We start from the raw sequence: 16,654 nt of genomic DNA, 5'->3' as shown, positions 1-16,654 counted from the left end.
TGACAGCGATCATCCTATGGGGCATGACAGGGAAACCACAGGCAAGGCCCCCCTTGAGGCGGGGCGATCGGCGTGGATTGAAACGTTTCGCAGTCGCAGTCGACGCGATTTGCGGGCGGCATGGAGGCGTTCAGGGGGACTCGATCCCGGTCCTTTCCTCGAGGAGCCCTGGGGTGCGAAGCACCGTCCTGACTGGGCTGAGCGCGGATTACTGATCTGGCCGAGGGGTCGGCAATGGTTGCGTCTGGAGCACTGGCTCGCGTGGCCAGAGGAATGGAGCGGTCTCCGGCACAGCACGGCACGGCTCTGCATGAGTTGGTGGGCGGAGGCGATGCGTCTCTGGGTCGATGGTGTTCTGGTGCACGAAGGAGATCTCTTCGACACCTCCTGTCGCTGGCCGCTTCCGCCGTCGACGCCAGGGCGACCGACGTTGCATCTGCAGCTTGAGCTCTGCAGCCCCCTTCATGACGACGGTGCGCTGATAACGAGTGAGTTGCAGCTCGAGCCAACGCAGCACGACTCCGATCCGGATCGCTCCCAGCTGCCTGAGGCGCTGATGCTGCACCTCGAGTCCGGTGGGGACTTGCCGACCAAGTGGTCTCGGTTGGACCCGCTGATGCCGGATGCGACAGCGGCGGTCGACGCTCTGCTGAGATCCAGCGGCGCGGTGCCGGGGCGAATCCATTGGATTGGGCATGCCCATCTCGATCTGGCCTGGCTTTGGCCCGTCGCCGACACCTGGCAGGCCGCTGAGCGAACGTTCCGCTCAGCGTTGGACCTGATGGCACGGCATCCGGAGTTGCATTTCGCGCATTCCACGCCGGCCCTTTATGCCTGGGTGCAGCGCCATCGGCCCAGTCTGTTCGCGGAGATCCAGGCGGCGAGCCGGGCCGGGCGCTGGGAACCCATTAATGGTCCGTGGGTCGAGACCGATTGCGTGCTCGTCAGCACGGCGTCGCTGTGGCAGCAATTTGCCCTTGGCCAGCAGGCGAGCCGGGCGATGTTCCCTGAGTGGTCCCATGAGCTCTGCTGGCTCCCCGACAGCTTTGGGTTCGCGGCTGGCCTTCCGGCGGTCGCTCAGCAAACCGGTGTGCGCTGGTTCTGTACCCACAAGTTGGCCTGGAATGCCACCACACCCTTTCCCCACCGCCTGTTCCGTTGGCGAAGCCGCGGTGGGACTGAACTGCTCGCGTTGATGCTCCCGCCGATCGGCAGGGGGTGTGATCCCCTCGAGATGCTTCAGGAACAGCGCTCCTGGTCGCAGGCCACGGGGGTGGAGACGGCGCTGTGGATCCCTGGTGTGGGTGACCATGGGGGCGGTCCCACGGCGGAAATGCTGGGGCAGATGCGCAGCTGGGATGCTCATCCTCAGGCCCTGCCGCGTCAGTCGGGCCCCATCCGCGATTTCCTGGCGGAATTAGAGGTTTTGGCCTCCGGTCTGCCGATCTGGCAGGACGAGCTCTACCTCGACCTGCACCGCGGTTGTGCCACCAGTCGGCCGGATCAGAAGCGCCATAACCGCACATTGGAGCGCCTCTTGCGTGAGGCTGATCTGGTGTCGGCCTTGCTCGGGGAGGTGGATGACGCGTTGGCGGATTGGCGGCCCCTGCTGTTTCAGCAATTCCACGACATCCTTCCTGGCACATCGATTCCCGAGGTGTTCGATCAGGCTGAGCCGATCTGGCGGATGGCCAGGCGTCGTGCCCGTGATTGGCGTGATCGGCAGCTCAAGCGTCTTCTGGCCGGACGGTCGTCGTCGCAGCAGCGGGGGCAAGACTGGGTCTGGCTGGGTTTGCAGCCCCTGGCCCGCTGGTCGACGTGCGTGCGATTGCCCCGAGGGGAATGGCTGGTGTCAGGGTTCAAGCTCCCGACCCAGGATCTTCACTCCGGTGGGACCCTCGTCCAGCTGCCGTTGCAGCGTGGAGCCGTTGCGGTGGCCGTGCGTGCCGCCGCTCGATGCCGCTCGGGTCTGACTTCAGAGTCCGCTGTCCTGCGTCACCCGGTGCGCCTCGATGCCTTGGCCTCGGGGCGCTGGAAGATCAGCAATGGACACCTTTCAGTTGAGTTGGGTGCTGATGGCCTCGAGCAGCTTTGGGATGCAACGGGGCGGCCACAGCTTGCGGCACCCCTTCGGCTTCAGCGCTACCGCGACCGAGGTGAGTTCTGGGATGCCTGGGACCTGGCTGCGGATTACCGCGAGCATCGCCTGCATCTGGAATGGCTTGGGGCGCCGGAGCTCTTGGACCAAGGCCCTCTGCTGACCCATGTTTGCTGGCGCTTCCAGGCTGGGGAGAGTTCAGGACGGCTCGATCTGCGCCTGGGGGCCGATTGCCGTTGGGTCGAGCTCAGCGTGAGCATGCACTGGCGCCAACGGCATGAGTTGCTTCGCCTCGAGGTCCCTCTGGCGGAGCCTGCTTGCCGTCTGGCGGCGGACACCAGTGGTGGGGTGATTGAGCGGCCTGCCCGTTGTATCAACCCTGGTGAGCAGGCCCGTTGGGAAGTGCCGGTGACCTCATGGCTGTCGTCTCAGGTCGCTGCGCCCGGGGGAGGAGTGGCGATCTTGCTGGATGGTCCGCAGGGCGTTGACGGTGGAGAAGGCCATCTCGGAGTGTCGTTGATGCGCGGTCCGACATGGCCTGACCCTGGCGCGGATCAAGGTTGGATCCGTCAGAGAATGGGGCTGATGCCGGTTCAGGGCGATTGGAACTCGGCTGGTGTTCCCCAAGCGGCAATCGCTTTCCGCGAGCCGGGGCGTCTCCATGCTCTCGAGCTGAGTTCGGATGGTCAGCAGCTCTTGCCACCACTTCCGCGGGTGCTGATTCCGATCCATGTCCGGCCGGATAAGGACGGCATTGCGGTTCGTTTGCTGAACCCCGGCGCAGCGCGGTGCCTCTGGACCCCTGGAAACGGCTGGAGTGTGCTGCACCCGTCCGAGTCGTCCCCTGTTGCCACGGTCAGCCTGGCTCCTGGAGAGCTTGCTGAGCTGCGGCTGATTCAGTCCTCGTGATCATCGAAAGGATCGTCGAGTGCTTTCGAGGGCGGACCGAAGGCTTGATACACGCCAAAGCCTGTGAGGCCCATCAGCACGGTCAGGACCCCGATGGCCACGGATAGAGCGGGGGAGCTGGTTTCCATCACATCTCTCGACAAGAACGACCCCTCACCGGAGTCTCGCCCTACAGTATCTGCACTTCAAACCACCCGAGACCCAAGCGTCGCCATGGCTCAACGCACCCGTCTGGGAGACCTCCTCCGCCCGCTTAACTCCGAGTACGGCAAGGTCGTTCCCGGCTGGGGAACAACGCCCGTGATGGGCATCTTCATGGCTCTCTTTCTTGTTTTCCTCCTGGTCATCCTCCAGCTGTACAACAAGTCGTTGATCCTTGAAGGCATCAACGTCAACTGGAACGGCCTCGGTTGATCGCGTCTCGATGAATATCTTCGGCGTCGGCCTCCCGGAAATGGCGGTGATCGGCGCCGTTGCGCTTCTTGTGTTTGGTCCCAAGCGTTTGCCCGAGCTGGGCCGAACCTTGGGCAAGACTCTCAAGGGTTTTCAGTCTGCGTCGAAGGAATTCGAACGCGAGATCAATAAAGCCATGGCTGAACCAGAACAGTTGGAGTCAGAGGCTTCTGACAAGGATCCTTTGCCGCCAGCCCAGGGTTGATCCGTCCATGAGCGACACGTTGCGTTTGGTGGTCGGGCTGGGAAATCCCGGTGCCAAATACGATGGAACACGGCACAACGTCGGGTTCATGGCTCTTGAACGCCTGGCCCGTCGTGAAGGTTTTTCGTTTCGTCAGCAATCCAAGCTCCACGGTCTCGCGGCTGAAGTCGGAGTCGGTGCCTCACGCCTTCGCTTGCTGATGCCGCAGACCTACATGAACGACAGCGGTCGTTCCATTCGCTCGGCCCTGGATTGGTTCGGCTTCACTCCGGAGCAGCTTTTGGTGCTGGTGGATGACATGGATCTGCCGCTCGGTCGTCTCCGCTTGAGGGCCCAGGGAAGCGCAGGGGGACACAACGGATTGCGAAGTGCGATTCAGCATCTCGGAACCCAGGAGTTTCCACGACTGCGGATCGGCATTGGTGCTCCTGCGGAGAATCCCGCTGAACGGCGAGCTCGAACGGTCTCGCATGTGCTGGGTCCGTTCAGCAAGGCAGAGCAGCCGTGTCTGGATGCTGTGTTGGAGGAAGTGCTCGATGGGTTGGGGCGGATTCAACGTTTGGGTCTTGAGCGCGCTGGCAATCGACTCAATGCCTTCCGCTACAGCAGTGATTGATGGGATCCTTGCCGTCCACAACGGCCCATCTGCGGGTGCTCAGGCAATGCTTTCGCAGCAAGTGTCTGGAGGGCGAGGTGGCAGCTGGTGGATTTCAGTGGGAGTTCAGCTGGGCCTTTGACCGCGGTGAGCTCACCGTTGAGCCTTCCCTGGGTCGTGCGCTCATTGAAGACGCGCTGCTTCGATTCCTGGTGCGCAGCGACTATCGCTTGGAGCCTGGCGGTGACTACGTCTTTACGGTGCGCGCCCGCTTTTGATCAACGGGGGGTCTCATTCCAGGTAAATCGCATCCCGAGATGCTTCTCAACCAGCACGAGGGCTGCAATGGCATCAAGTTCGCCCGGAGGGGTTTGAAGACCCAGGGGGATGAGGCGCCTCCAGCTGCGTGGGGGCCAAAGCTCCCAGTAACGCTGTCGGGCTTGCAGGGTGCTGCCGCGTTCGTCGATCGGGTGGAGAGGTGCAATCTCGGGGAGCGCCTTCAGCCAGCGGCGGCTTGTGGTGCCGTCACCGAGCACGATTCCTTTGAGATCCGCTGTTTTGACCCAGTTCCTGAGGATGTTCTCCACGGTGTCCGGGGGAACAACCATGCCGTCACGAACGCAATGCTGCTCGATGTCCACAAGAACAAGCCCGCATTTGCAGCGACCCGGATCCAGTCCAGCCCAGCAGTTCATGGCTGGGTTTCCACACGAACGAGGACAGGATCAGCTGTGTCGCTGGTTCGCCCGGCTTTGACACGCAGACGGATCGTCTCCACGGGCCGATTCACCAGGGTCTGGCCGAGATCCGACAGCGCCGCGCCATCAAATTGAAGCCCTTCAGTGAGGCTCCCCCGCCGCTGGACTTCAGCAAAAGCTGAGGCCAGCAGCAGATTGATCCGGGTGCGGACCTGATCGGGGGTGCGTTCATTGGCGTTCAAGATCGTGCTGGCCAGGACATCCCCGGCTTGGGTGATCGTGCGATTGGGCCGAACATCTGGAATCGCATACACGTTCGCTTCTCCGCGGAGCACGTTGGTGGCGGATCGCAGGGTGATGACCCAGGTGCCTGGCCTCCGGATGACGGTCTGCAGGCGTTCGACATCACTACGGGGCACCAGCAGAATCTGTTGTTCGGGCTGTTCTCCCGGCAGCACCCGGCTGTAGGCCACAAGATTGGCCTGCTGGAGCAGTTGGTCGATGACATCCTTCGCCTGGTCCGGACTGTCCAGGCGCACCGTCACGGTGGCGAGGGTCTGGCCACTCCGAAGAACGACAGCACCGCGTCGCAGCGCGACCAGGTTCCGTTCCAGTTCTTTCAGTTCGGTTTCGCCGCTTTGGATCCGGCTGCGGACTTGGCGAAGCTCAGCTTCCGTGCGTTGGATGTCGGCATCCCGCGAGGTGATCTCCTGGCTCAGGCGATCGCGTTCGTCTTCCAGCCGTCGGCGTTCGTTCTGAAGCGGTTCAAGCTCCGCGCGCAGGGTGATGGATCGTTTCTGTGCTTGTCGTAGTTCGGCGTCGATGCGCAGGGTCTCTTCGCGCGCTTCCTTGCGTTCACGGTTCGCGGTCTCGAGGTCACGACGTCCATCGCGCAGCTTCTGCTGCAGTGCGTCCAGCTCAAACAGGCCCACCCTCAGCTGCTGGCTCACCAGGAGCAGGAGACCCAGAGACAGGGCACTGATCAAGCTGCCCGTCAGGACTGTGATCACCACAGCGGTCCTGCGTGGTCGCATGTTGAACAGGCTCAGGCGAGCCTTCCCAACGCGACTTCCCAACCGATCACCCAGGGTCGAGAGCACCCCGCCAAGCACCAGCAGGGCCACAATCAGAAACCAGCCACTCATGGCCTGTGGCGGAACCGAAAGGGCTGGATTTGTTCAGCTGAACCGTTTCGCCAAGGCAATGGGGTCGAGGACGGTGATCTTCTTGCGGTCAATCTGCACCAACCCGGATTGGCGCAAGTCTCCCAGTAGACGTGTGATCGTGACGCGTGTGGAGCCAATCGCTTCGGCGATCGATTGGTGGGATAAGCGCAGGTCGATGGTGATTCCCTGGGTGTCTGGAACACCGAAATCCCTACAGAGCACCAGCAGAAAACTGACCAGACGGGATGACATATCCCTGTGGGTCAGGGTCTCGATCATGGTTTCCGTCTGCAGAATCCGACTGGACAGGCCCTGAAGCAGGCGCAAGCCCACGCTGGTATCGGCTTCGATGGCGGCGCGGACCGATGCCGCTGGAGCCGTAATCATCTCCACCCGGGTGAAGGCAATGGCGTGATAGAAGCGATCAGAACGGTGGCCGGTTAACAGCGACAGCACCCCAAACAGGCTGTTTTCGCGGAGCAAGGCCACGGTGATTTCTTCCCCTGATTCGTACACCCGCGAGAGGCGTACCGCACCGCGACGGATCAGGTAGACGCGTTCGGCGGGGTCGCCAGGGAAAAAGATCGTTTTGTTGCGCTCCACCAATTCCGTGCTGGCGCCATCCAGCTCACGGATGACATCCATCAGGCTCCGGTGGCTGTTCTCCGCCTGGGCTGGGGGGCTGCCCGGACCGGACTGCTGCGAGTAGCGACTGAATCCGCTGGTGCTGAGCATCGGTCGACTTTGCATATCGAGAAATTACGGATCAGCCATGAACTGCCATGTAGCGGTGGTTACCTTCGGCGGTCATCAGCTGGCCAGGGCCGTTCGTTGTGCGGAGAGCAACTGTTCCAGCCCTGGTTCGGCAAGGTCCAGAAGGGCATTGAGTTGTGCGCGGCTGAAGGGGGAACCTTCGGCGGTTCCCTGCAGTTCCAGCAAGCGCCCATCTCCGGACTGCACGACATTGAGGTCAACATCGGCGCCGCTGTCTTCGCTGTAGTCCAGGTCGAGCAGAGCTCTCCCACTCAAGAGGCCGACGGACACGGCAGCGACCTGATCAAGAACGGGTTGGCGTGTCAGCACGCCATCCGTCAACAAGCTGTCGCAGGCCCTGCGGAGTGCCAGCCAGGATCCTGTGATGGCGGCGGTTCTGGTTCCGGCATCGGCTTGGATGACATCGCAGTCGATCAGCAGGGTGCGTTCTCCGAGGGCGTCCATGTCCAACACGGCGCGAAGACTGCGGCCGATCAGACGCTGGATCTCCTGCGTGCGTCCGGAGAGTTTCATCAGTTCACGACGTTGCCGTTGTGGGGTCGACCCCGGTAGCAACCGGTATTCGGCGCTGAGCCATCCCTTGCCTTCACCCTTGCGCCAGCGAGGCACACCCTCTTCGAGGCAGACGCTGCAGAGAACGGCCGTTCGGCCGGTGCGCACCACGAGGGAACTGAGGGCGAACCCCATCGGATTCCACTCCACCGCAAACGGACGCAGCGCCCTGTCGTTGCGTCCATCCCGACGTGGTGCGTCTGCTTCCGTCATGGCGGCTGCCGATGATCACTGTCATGAGCCTGGCAGGTAGCCCTTCACACCATGGATAGTGGCTGAGTCGTTGTAGAGATGGGGATCACCGCTAGATTCAAGGTCTGCCGGGAGCGCCCCGAGCCGATCGACGCTGATGACCGCAAGCCTGACTCCCGCCCATCGCTCTCTGGACCCCCGTTCCAAAGACCATCGCGCTCTGGAGCGGGCTGGTTTGTTGCCGCGTGCTGTCGCGCCGCCCCCGCCGCGGGTTCCGCTTCATCTGGTGGCTGCGGAGGGTCAGCTTCAGGTGCATACGGCGAGCTATCGCGGAAGTTTTTCCAGCGTTCTCAGCCAAGCCGTGCGTTCGGCTGGTCTCGGGAGCCGGGTCTTAATTGTTCAGTTCCTGAAGGGTGGCGTTGATCAGGGGGCTGCCGGACGTGTGCAGATCTGCGGCGGTCTGACCTGGCTGCGTCCGGATGTTCCTGCGTGCGTCGAGCAGGGTGATCACCCTGGAGCAGCGGAAGCGATCGAAGAGATTTGGCAGCTGTGCCAGCAGCATCTGCTTGAGGGCGATTTGGACCAGCTGGTGCTTGATGAAGTGGGTCTCGCCGTCGGATTGGGCTATCTGCCGGAACAGGACCTGATTGAGGCGCTCCAGCACCGACCAGGCTCAATGGATGTGATCATCACAGGACCGTCCATTCCATCGAGCGTGATGGAGATGGCCGATCAGGTCACCGAGTTGCGCCGAGGCTTCTGATGCTCAAAAACGACCGCTGGATCAGTGAACAAGCTGCTGCCGGGATGCTCGCTCCCTTTCAGAAAGGGCTTGTTCGGCACCTCGAGCCGGAGCAGAAGCAGCGACCTGTGCTCAGTTTCGGTTGTTCGTCCTATGGCTACGACTTGAGGTTGTCTCCACAGGAATTCCTAATTTTCCGGCATGTGCCGGGCACGGTGATGAACCCCAAGCGGTTCAATCCCGCGAATCTGGAGCCGACCCCACTTCATGAGGACGAGGACGGTCGCTATTTCATTCTTCCGGCCCACTCCTACGGCCTTGGTGTAGCGCTCGAAAAGCTCAATGTCCCCCCCAATATCACTGTGATTTGCCTGGGGAAAAGCACCTACGCACGTCTCGGCATCATTGTGAACACCACGCCGGCCGAAGCCGGGTGGGAAGGGCATCTCACCCTTGAATTCAGCAACAGCTCCGGGGCTGATTGCCGCATCTATGCCGACGAAGGGATCTGTCAGTTGCTCTTCTTTGAAGGTGATCCCTGCGATACCACCTACAGCGATCGGCAGGGTAAATACCAACATCAGCCGGAACGGGTGACCCTGGCCAAGGTGTGATCACGGGTTGATCCGGTCCACTCAGGGGGCCAGCCGAGCTTTGTGCAGACGGCTCTTCTCGTACCAGGCAGCGAATTCTGGGGTCCATGCCTGAAGATGCGGCCACATCAGATCGCAGAGTTGGCGGATCTCCAGCTGAGCGTCGAGCTTGGCCCGAAGATCCATGAAGTGCAGAAATGCCCGCAGACTGAAGCTGACGACGAAGTGTTGTCGGTAGTCAAAGGGGAGAATTCCCCGGGCATGTTCTTCTGCAAAACCAGCGTTGAGTAGGTCTCGATAGCGTTCTGCGGCGCTCTTGCAGAGCTCAAGATCACGGCTGCGCAACTCATCGGTGTAGGCGTACTTCTTGCCCTGGCGATCGCTGTAGTCGCCGACCGGCCGCAGATAAAAAACCTCCTCGAGGTCCAGCTCGCCATTCGCGGCTCGACAGATGCGATCACCGGTGTAACGCATCGACTGCACATCAAAACTGACGCCCACGCGATGGGTGCGGGCTTGTTGCATCACCGAATGCGGAAACCAGCCCACGTTGAGCACGATCTGGGCATGTTCCATGGGCCCGTAATGACCACGTTCCCCTGACAGCAGCCGTTTGACGCAGATCTCACCCGCCCGTGTTTCATCCGGCCAGTTTTCGCGATCCCCAGCGACGAATCCTTCGCTGTAGTCCTGATGCATCGCCGCATAGACGCATCGCTGCGGATCGGGCGTGGCGGCAATCAGATCGACTCGGAAGCGATCCATGTCAGGTGGTCAGCGCAACACGCCGATCATGGCGCTTATCCGTGACTGCGTGGGCCGGCCATGACGTCGCGGGTGGTGTTGCTCTCGTTCACAGCGCTGATGTTGCCCACGCCGGCCAGTTGCGGCAACGCTTGTCCCGTGATCAGAGCATCCCCCAGGATCGTCAGTTCCTCCGGTCGTCTCACGCCGATCGAACGGCCTCGGGGTTGCCCGTCGGCGGCGAAGAAATTCAGCTGTGGAATGCCATTGACGTCGTAGTCATCCACCAGATCAGCCCAGCGGGGATTGTCGACATTGACCAGGACGATGTCGAGTTTGTTTTTGCTGGATTGTTCAAGAGCGAGCATGGCGGGCGCCATTTCGCGACAGGCCTGACACCAATCGGCGTAGAACTCAATGATCGTCGGGCGTCCATTGCTGAGGGCCTGGTCGGGCTCCAGAGAGCGTCGGGCCAGCTGCTCCATCGGGGATCCACTGTTGACGCCGCCGCGCAAAACCAGGAGTGCCGTCGCCAAGGCCACTGCCATCAAAAGCAGCAGCACACGTTGCGTTGTCCCCAGCAGCGGTGGAGCGGGTTGTTCCGACATCGATCTCGACCGGGTGTCTGCACTTTGCCAGGGCTGTTCCGTCGTTGTGGCTAGCGTTTTTTGATGGCTCTGATCCGTGTGCTGACCTTGCCATTTCGAGCACCGCTGCTGCTGGTGCTCTTTGGCGTTGCCCTGGTCCTCGGCAATCACTGGAGCCTGCAACAGGCCCAGATCGGGATGACGCAGGGCCTGGGTCCTTTGCTCTTCTGGACTCTGGAGTTGGTTCAGGTGGGGCTGGTGGTCGTGATTTGCACCATGCCTGACCTGTTGATGCGTCAGGTGTCGTTGCTGATGGCCTCGAGCCGTGTGGTCACCTTGGTGGTCAGCCTGCTGGTGGTGGTGACCTGCGGATTGATCTTGATGCGGACGAATCTGCTGGTGAATGTTCTGATTCTGTCCAGTGCCCTGCTGTTGGCACGGTTGGACCTGGCCCGGATCGGTGTCGTCCCACCGCCGCTGGTCACCATCGTGGGTCTAGGGAGCTGGTTGCTGCTTGGGTTGTGGATCGGGCACCGTCTGCCCAGCCCCCTTCTGTTCGCAATGGGCTGATCCGTGCGGTGTGCGGTAGCCGTTCCAGTTCGCCAGCACCTTTTTGACGTAATAGCGGGTTTCAGGAAATGGAATCCGTTCGATCCAGAGCTCCGGATCCTGGGTGCTCTCTTCGCTGGCCCAACGGGATGCATTGCCTGGGCCGGCGTTGTAACTGGCGATGGCCAGCACGGGATTCTGCTGCCAAAGCTCGAGCAATTGGTGGAGATACCGGGCCGCCAATTGAGTGTTCAACTCGATGTCCCGCAGTTGATCGAGGCTTAAGGGGTGTCCGGCGAGTTCCTCCGCTGTGGCCGGCATGAGTTGCATCAATCCCTGGGCACCCGCGATCGAGGCCACGCCCGCTGCAAAGCGAGACTCCTGTTTGGCGATGGCGAGCAGGAGGTTTTGGGACACCTGTTCCTGTGCCGCGGCCTGTTCAAACGTTGCGGTAAAGGGTCTGGGGAACTGGCTTTGGTGCAGTTGGGCGCGTTCGCGGCAGGTTGGCGTCCGCCAGCGGAGGCTCAGTCGCCAGAGTTGATCGAGTCCTGTCCAACGGTCGCCCTGGGCGATGCGTAAACGCCCTTCCACCAGTCGCTGTTGAGGGCTGAGGTCTTGGTTGGCTTTGCGATGACGACTGCGCCATGTGCTCCAAGCTTCTGGAATGAGCCCAAGACGCCATAACCGGTTGACCAAGTTGTCACTGTCGTCCAGGGGCTGCCAGTCAGAGGGATCCGTCCCGGCGTTTCCCGTTGCGTCGTCCCGCTGCAACCGCACCTGTGCTCGCCAGCGGTAGTACCCAGGTGGTTGATGCTGGATCAACCAGCTCCAGTTCCGCTCGGCCAGCAATTGATTGCCCTGGCGTTGATGGCTGAACCCCAGCCAAAACCGTCGCCGCCCTTCCAAGGGGCCAGGTAGCGCAGGTGCGGGAAGTTGTTCCAGTAAGTCCTGGGCCAGGCTCCAACGTTGCTCCAGCAAGGCCTCCCGAGCCAGGTCCCACTGCAATTGCCAGCTGGCCGGGTCATCGGGCCAGCGGTTCAGAACGGTTTCGGCATCCTTTCCATCGGCGAGACGAACCCGACCGGCGGCCACGGCGGCTGAGCGTTCGGAGAGGACGGGTGGCAGTGCGTTCAGGAGAGCCGGATCGGGCAGCAGTGGATCACTCAATAAGCGAGCCGCTTCCATGGCTGCATCACTGGAGGGTTCGGCCTGGGCGAGGCCGATCAGCAGCCTTTCCCCCTGTCGTTGTTGGCGCTTTGTGCCGTAGAGCAAGGATCGGCCGATCGCAAGAGCCGTCTCTCCTCGGGCTGTGTCCCCGTTGAGACACCGTAGGGCCGTCTCCCCAGCACCCAAATGGGCCAGTGCTTTGGCGAGTTGCTGACGCTCAGGTGGGCTTGGGCTGGTGGGGGTGTTGTCAGCACAGGCTGCACGGATGCGCGTGCTGGCGTTGGGCCAGCTCGGCCCCCAGCGCGCCAGATGCAGCGCGCCCTGATGGGGGCCGATTGCAGGATCAAGATCTGCGGCCACGGCTAATGCGGCTGGATGTGCAGGGTCCTGCGCCAGCAGCTTCAGCCCGATGGCTGGATCATCTGCGGCCTGCTGTCGCAAGGCTTCCGCCGCCGAGGGTGATCGGGGGAAGCGCTGGAGCACGGCGTCCCAGGTTTGATCGGCCTGGGCGTGTCGACCGAGGCGCTGCGAGGACTGGGCGGCCAGCTCCAGCGACACAGCGGCCAGAGGATCGTCGCCCCAGCCTTGGCCCTCCAGCAGACGCTGGCGGCGATGGGGATCATCCGCCGCTTGGCCGGCCATTAACAGTGCTGCTTCCCGGCGGCGATCCGGATGGATCGACCAGCGGTAGCTGCGCCAGAGCTCGATCGCGGGTGTCTCAGGGGTGAGTGGGCGCTGCCGCTGCGCGAGCAGGTGCCGTGCCATGCCGATCATCAGCAGGCTGGTCACGGTTGTTCCGAGGAGTAGCAGTGCCCCACGCCCCGACGTTGCTTGCACGCTGAACCTTCACGGTGGAGCTGAGATGACTGCATTCTGTTGCCGCTGTCCACGCTGATCGCTCTTCTCCCCGGAGTACGGCAGGTCACCTGTCCCCGCCTGTGTCGTCCCCGGTCAGAGCGCCCGTAACCTGCAGTCCACGATTGAGACCCATGGTTCAAGGCGCCGTCCATCGTTTCGTTGGCCAGTCCCTGGGATCCAGCACGCCTGGGTTTGGTACGGATGGCATCCGAGGCCATGTCGGGCAGGTGCTAACCCCGGCTCTCTGCCTTCAAGTGGGCTATTGGTGCGGCCGTGAGCTGCCGGATGACGGCCCGATCCTGATCGGGATGGACTCCCGTCTCAGTGGTTCGATGATGGCTGCGGCTCTGACAGCGGGTCTGACAGCCGCTGGCCGCGAAGTCTGGACCCTCGGGCTCTGTCCGACTCCGGCGGTACCGCTTCTGATCCGCCAGTTCTCTGCGGCCGGTGGATTGATGGTCTCCGCCAGCCATAACCCCCCTGAGGACAACGGCATCAAGGTGTTTGGTTCCGATGGGGCCAAGTTGTCTGCGGAACGACAGGCACGGATCGAAGCCGGGTTGCGTGGGGAGTCGGGTGAGGGGCCCGCTGCGGCTCAATTTGGGGCCGCGTATCAACGGAATGATTTGCTCGGCGGCTACCGAGACTCCCTAGTTGACTCTGTGGGACCACGCCGTCTGGATGGTGTGCCGATCGTTCTGGATCTCTGCTGGGGATCGGCGACGGCCTGTGGTGCGGACGCCTTCCGGGCCTTGGGCGCGGATCTCACGGTTCTCCATGGTGAACCGGATGGCTCCCGGATCAATGTCGCCTGCGGTTCAACCCAGCTCGAGCCCCTTCGTCAGGCCGTGGTTGACCGTGGTGCGGCCATGGGATTTGCCTTTGATGGTGATGCGGATCGGATGCTGGCCATCGATGGCCGCGGCCGGATTCTCGATGGTGATCACACCCTTTTCCTATGGGGCTCCGTGCTGCAGCAGCAGCACGCTTTGCCGGACCAGCGCCTCGTGGCCACTGTGATGTCCAACCTCGGTTTTGAGCGGGCCTGGCAGGAGCGGGGTGGCGTGCTCGATCGCACTCCGGTGGGCGACCAGCACGTTCATGCCGCCATGGTGAAATCCGGCGCCGCGCTCGGCGGTGAACAATCCGGTCACATCCTCGCCGCCTCCCATGGGCTGTGCGGTGATGGTGTGCTCACGGCCCTGCAGGTGGCCACGCTCTGCCACGAGCAGACCATCAGCTTGAGTGATTGGCTCGACCGCAGTTTTCAGGCTTTCCCTCAGAAGCTGGTGAATGTCACCGTCCCTGATCTGGCCCGCCGTAAGGCCTGGTCCACGTGTGCCCCGTTGGCGGAGGCCGTTCGTGCGGCGGAGCAGGCGATGGGTGATCGGGGACGGGTGCTGGTCAGGCCCAGCGGCACTGAGCCGTTGTTGCGCGTGATGGTGGAAGCGGATGATCCCGAGGCTGTGGAGTCCTGGACCCGTCGTCTGGCAGAACTTGCCGACACGCACCTCAACGCAGCCTGAGCTCTCTGGCCATGGTGAGGGCACCGCTGCAGGCGTCGCCTGCGGAGTGCGTCCACTCGGCCCCGGGCAACAGGGGATGTAGGGCAGCGTGAACCGCCTGCCGGAAGCTCACCAGGTGCTCCAGTGCTCCACCAAGGCCCACCACCGCAGGGGTGCTCAGGTGGAGGGTTTGACCCACCGTATGGACGGAGGCTGCCAGAGCCTGGGCTGAGCGCGTCACAATCGCCCGAGCGTCCGGATGACCCGCCTCGGCACAGGCGACCACGTGTGGGGCCAGTTGTGCGAAGTCCGCTGGTTCGAAGTTCGGTTGGATGACCAGCGCCTTGATCTCAGCACTGGTGGTGCAGCCCAGAGCCCCCCAGAGTTGTCGACGGAGATCATGATCCGGACATCGGCCGTCGGCCATCCGCAGGGTGAGCTGCAGACCCTGATGCCCCAGATCAAAGGCGGCACCAGCCCCATCGAGACGCCAGCCCCAGCCACCGCAGCGGTGTTCCTCTCCTCGATCGTTCCGGCCCAGGCAGATCATGCCGGTGCCGCTGATCAGCACGATGCCGGCTCGATCAGGAAAGGCACCCCATAGGGCGGTGCGCTCATCACCCGTTGCGGCCACGTTCTGCAGCGGCACGTTCAAGACCTGCGACATCAAAGCGGCGGCCCTTGGTTCCAGGGCACTGCCGTGTTCGATTCCGCTGGCCCCGATCACCGCTGCGCTCAGTGGCCGCTCCCTTGGGTCATGGCCCGCTGTGCTGGCACTGACTCGGATGGCCTCCAGAAAACGCTCTTCGCCGCCCGCTGCATCCAGATGGGAGACCCCTGGTCCGCGGCCCTCTCCCACGGTGGTCCAGCCACCGTGATCCCAGTCACCGTGATCCCAGCGGCTGATCCGACAGCGCGTTTGGGTCTGCCCGGCATCAAATCCTGCGAGCAGCATCACGGTGCCGGCTGCCGTTCTGGCCGTGCGGTGAGCGTTGCCAGGCAGAACCAGAACGTCAGTTGCACTTCCGGGCGGTAAAAGATGGTGTCGGTGACCCCTTGGGTCAGCATTCCGGTGATGGCGGCGAGGCTGGCGATGGCCACGCCGGCGACGCGTCGGTCCTGGTTCAGCGATTGCAGTGCCGCTGAGATCGCGCTGCTGAGGAGACCAAGGCTTGCCAGCAGACCGGGAAGACCGAGCTCAACGAGCAGTTCCAATGGAACCGAATAGGCGCTCAAGGCGTTGAACTTGGGGAGTTGGTACAGCGGATAGATGCTGTTGAAGGCTGCATTGCCAGGGCCGATCCCAAGCCATGGTCGCGCCTGAATCATGTCGATGGCTGTGAGCCAGACGTTGATGCGGAAATTGTTGGAGCTGTCTCCACGGCCGGCGAGCAGGCTGACGACGCGGACACGAATCGGTTCGATCTGTGTGGCGGCGATGGCCAGCAGGCAGCCGCCACCCACCAGCAACAACACGGGCAGGACCCGTCGCCACAGCGGGGGCCACTGGCGAGTGGTATTCAGGATCAGCAGCAGCACCAGACAGCCGAGGGCCGCCAGCAGGCCCAGCCAGCCACCACGGCTGTAGGTGAACACCACAGCGCTGCTGCTCAGCAGCAGCGTGATGGCGGCGAACAGACGATGGCCCCAGCCGCTCCAGCGCAGCAGTGCGATCGCCGCGAGGGGCACGATGGGCAAGAGATATCCAGCGAGCAGGTTGGGGTTGCCCAAGGGGCCGTAGATCCGGATTGCACCTGCGCTGATCGAGCTGGGGTCAGCCCAGCGTGCGAGCTCCTCCGTCGAGGCATAGAGCTGACGCAGGGCGAGCACGCTGCTCAGCAGGGCACCGCTGAGCAGGCTCGCCACGATGCGGTCCCACCAGATCGGCTTGGTCTGCAACAGCTTGGTGATTAAGGCGTAGACCCCGAGATAGCTGATGAGTTTCAGCAAGCCCTTGCTGGCCGCCAGTGGCACCGGGGACACCCCAGTGGCCAGCACAGCAATGCCGAGCAACGCCAATAACCACCACTGAATCGAACCGAGCCGGTTCGGTGGGCTGCAGACCGACCAGATCACCCAGAGCAGGCCGACGCAGGTGATGGACAGGGCCAGCCCGCTGCGGCTGAACAACGGCAGATACCCCAGCAGAGCGCAGAGGGTCAGACCGGCGATCCATTCGAGTCGTTGCAGTCCTTCGGCCGAGGCTTGAATCAGCCCTTGCCACTGCAGCAATCGGGACGGAGTGGACTGCTGCACCGCGGGCATTG

19 protein-coding genes are annotated in these 16,654 nt (G+C 62.7%); 9 read left to right on the top strand and 10 right to left on the bottom strand.

What is annotated here, in order from left to right:
* Nucleotides 1-16 precede the first annotated feature (16 nt).
* A complete protein-coding gene (locus ACGVKB_RS09810) occupies nucleotides 17-3,007 on the top strand; it encodes an alpha-mannosidase (RefSeq protein WP_392351558.1) in 2,991 nt (996 codons plus the stop codon).
* Here the strand turns inward: ACGVKB_RS09810 and psbN are convergent.
* Nucleotides 2,995-3,135 (bottom strand): photosystem II reaction center protein PsbN, encoded by a 141-nt coding sequence (gene psbN / locus ACGVKB_RS09805; protein WP_392351557.1) that lies wholly within the window; start codon nucleotides 3,133-3,135, stop codon nucleotides 2,995-2,997. The two genes, ACGVKB_RS09810 and psbN, sit on opposite strands and share 13 nt — an antisense overlap.
* Before the next feature lie 85 nt (nucleotides 3,136-3,220).
* On the opposite strand from psbN, the gene psbH reads away from it, so the two are divergent.
* Genes psbH through ACGVKB_RS09785 form a run of 4 tightly spaced genes read left to right on the top strand, consistent with a single transcriptional unit; the run spans nucleotide 3,221 to nucleotide 4,538 of the window.
* Nucleotides 3,221-3,421, top strand: a complete 201-nt coding sequence (gene psbH / locus ACGVKB_RS09800; RefSeq protein ID WP_007099746.1) for a photosystem II reaction center phosphoprotein PsbH — start codon at nucleotides 3,221-3,223, stop codon at nucleotides 3,419-3,421.
* Between the two features lie 10 nt (nucleotides 3,422-3,431).
* A complete protein-coding gene (locus ACGVKB_RS09795; protein WP_392351556.1) occupies nucleotides 3,432-3,665 on the top strand; it encodes a TatA/E family twin arginine-targeting protein translocase in 234 nt (77 codons plus the stop codon).
* Between the two features lie 7 nt (nucleotides 3,666-3,672).
* Nucleotides 3,673-4,281 (top strand): aminoacyl-tRNA hydrolase, encoded by a 609-nt coding sequence (gene pth / locus ACGVKB_RS09790; RefSeq protein ID WP_392351555.1) that lies wholly within the window; start codon nucleotides 3,673-3,675, stop codon nucleotides 4,279-4,281.
* Nucleotides 4,281-4,538: a DUF3146 family protein gene (locus tag ACGVKB_RS09785; protein WP_392351554.1), complete on the top strand. Its 258-nt coding sequence runs from the start codon at nucleotides 4,281-4,283 to the stop codon at nucleotides 4,536-4,538. Before pth ends, ACGVKB_RS09785 begins: the two co-directional genes overlap by 1 nt.
* Here ACGVKB_RS09785 and ACGVKB_RS09780 read toward each other — a convergent pair whose 3' ends face one another.
* The 4 genes from ACGVKB_RS09780 to rph all read right to left on the bottom strand — a co-directional run bounded on the left by ACGVKB_RS09780 (nucleotide 4,539) and on the right by rph (nucleotide 7,663).
* Entirely contained in the window at nucleotides 4,539-4,955 is a 417-nt protein-coding gene (locus ACGVKB_RS09780) for a resolvase (RefSeq protein WP_392351553.1), read from the bottom strand.
* Nucleotides 4,952-6,103 (bottom strand): DUF3084 domain-containing protein, encoded by a 1,152-nt coding sequence (locus ACGVKB_RS09775; RefSeq protein ID WP_392351552.1) that lies wholly within the window; start codon nucleotides 6,101-6,103, stop codon nucleotides 4,952-4,954. The genes ACGVKB_RS09780 and ACGVKB_RS09775 overlap by 4 nt, the downstream gene beginning before the upstream one ends.
* Before the next feature lie 33 nt (nucleotides 6,104-6,136).
* Nucleotides 6,137-6,859 (bottom strand): global nitrogen regulator NtcA, encoded by a 723-nt coding sequence (ntcA, locus tag ACGVKB_RS09770; RefSeq protein WP_392351551.1) that lies wholly within the window; start codon nucleotides 6,857-6,859, stop codon nucleotides 6,137-6,139.
* A 75-nt stretch (nucleotides 6,860-6,934) separates the two neighbouring features.
* Nucleotides 6,935-7,663 (bottom strand): ribonuclease PH, encoded by a 729-nt coding sequence (rph, locus tag ACGVKB_RS09765; RefSeq protein WP_392351550.1) that lies wholly within the window; start codon nucleotides 7,661-7,663, stop codon nucleotides 6,935-6,937.
* Between the two features lie 136 nt (nucleotides 7,664-7,799).
* Here rph and ACGVKB_RS09760 point away from each other — a divergent pair, with 136 nt between their 5' ends.
* Both ACGVKB_RS09760 and dcd read left to right on the top strand, forming a co-directional pair.
* A complete protein-coding gene (locus tag ACGVKB_RS09760) occupies nucleotides 7,800-8,405 on the top strand; it encodes a cob(I)yrinic acid a,c-diamide adenosyltransferase (RefSeq protein WP_392351549.1) in 606 nt (201 codons plus the stop codon).
* The gene (gene dcd, locus ACGVKB_RS09755) at nucleotides 8,405-8,998 is read left to right on the top strand and encodes a dCTP deaminase (RefSeq protein ID WP_392351548.1); all 594 of its coding nucleotides are present in this window, start codon (nucleotides 8,405-8,407) and stop codon (nucleotides 8,996-8,998) included. The genes ACGVKB_RS09760 and dcd overlap by 1 nt, the downstream gene beginning before the upstream one ends.
* A 21-nt stretch (nucleotides 8,999-9,019) precedes the next feature.
* On the opposite strand, the gene thyX is transcribed toward dcd, so the two are convergent.
* Nucleotides 9,020-9,742: an FAD-dependent thymidylate synthase gene (gene thyX / locus ACGVKB_RS09750; RefSeq protein WP_392346220.1), complete on the bottom strand. Its 723-nt coding sequence runs from the start codon at nucleotides 9,740-9,742 to the stop codon at nucleotides 9,020-9,022.
* A gap of 35 nt (nucleotides 9,743-9,777) precedes the next feature.
* Nucleotides 9,778-10,329 carry a thioredoxin domain-containing protein gene (locus tag ACGVKB_RS09745; protein WP_392351547.1) on the bottom strand — a complete coding sequence of 184 codons (552 nt, stop codon included), beginning with the start codon at nucleotides 10,327-10,329 and terminating at the stop codon, nucleotides 9,778-9,780.
* Nucleotides 10,330-10,392: 63 nt separating this feature from the next.
* Between ACGVKB_RS09745 and ACGVKB_RS09740 the strand changes: the two genes are divergently transcribed.
* Nucleotides 10,393-10,878 (top strand): hypothetical protein, encoded by a 486-nt coding sequence (locus tag ACGVKB_RS09740; RefSeq protein ID WP_392346216.1) that lies wholly within the window; start codon nucleotides 10,393-10,395, stop codon nucleotides 10,876-10,878.
* Here the strand turns inward: ACGVKB_RS09740 and ACGVKB_RS09735 are convergent.
* Nucleotides 10,804-12,813: a transglycosylase SLT domain-containing protein gene (locus ACGVKB_RS09735; protein ID WP_392351546.1), complete on the bottom strand. Its 2,010-nt coding sequence runs from the start codon at nucleotides 12,811-12,813 to the stop codon at nucleotides 10,804-10,806. The genes ACGVKB_RS09740 and ACGVKB_RS09735 overlap by 75 nt on opposite strands.
* Before the next feature lie 200 nt (nucleotides 12,814-13,013).
* Between ACGVKB_RS09735 and glmM the strand changes: the two genes are divergently transcribed.
* On the top strand, nucleotides 13,014-14,408 hold the full coding sequence (glmM, locus tag ACGVKB_RS09730; RefSeq protein ID WP_392351545.1) for a phosphoglucosamine mutase: 1,395 nt from the start codon (nucleotides 13,014-13,016) through the stop codon (nucleotides 14,406-14,408).
* Here the strand turns inward: glmM and ACGVKB_RS09725 are convergent.
* Complete coding sequence (locus ACGVKB_RS09725) at nucleotides 14,395-15,342, bottom strand: BadF/BadG/BcrA/BcrD ATPase family protein (protein ID WP_392351544.1); 948 nt, start codon at nucleotides 15,340-15,342, stop codon at nucleotides 14,395-14,397. The two genes, glmM and ACGVKB_RS09725, sit on opposite strands and share 14 nt — an antisense overlap.
* A complete protein-coding gene (locus ACGVKB_RS09720) occupies nucleotides 15,342-16,652 on the bottom strand; it encodes an IctB family putative bicarbonate transporter (protein ID WP_392351543.1) in 1,311 nt (436 codons plus the stop codon). The genes ACGVKB_RS09725 and ACGVKB_RS09720 overlap by 1 nt, the downstream gene beginning before the upstream one ends.
* Between the last annotated feature and the right edge of the window lie 2 nt (nucleotides 16,653-16,654).

It is taken from the genome of Parasynechococcus sp., from assembly GCF_042954325.1.
Classification (GTDB): Bacteria; Cyanobacteriota; Cyanobacteriia; order PCC-6307; family Cyanobiaceae; genus Parasynechococcus.
The sequence above is the reverse complement of the archived record's forward strand: the minus strand, read 5'-3'. Positions and strand labels throughout refer to the sequence as shown.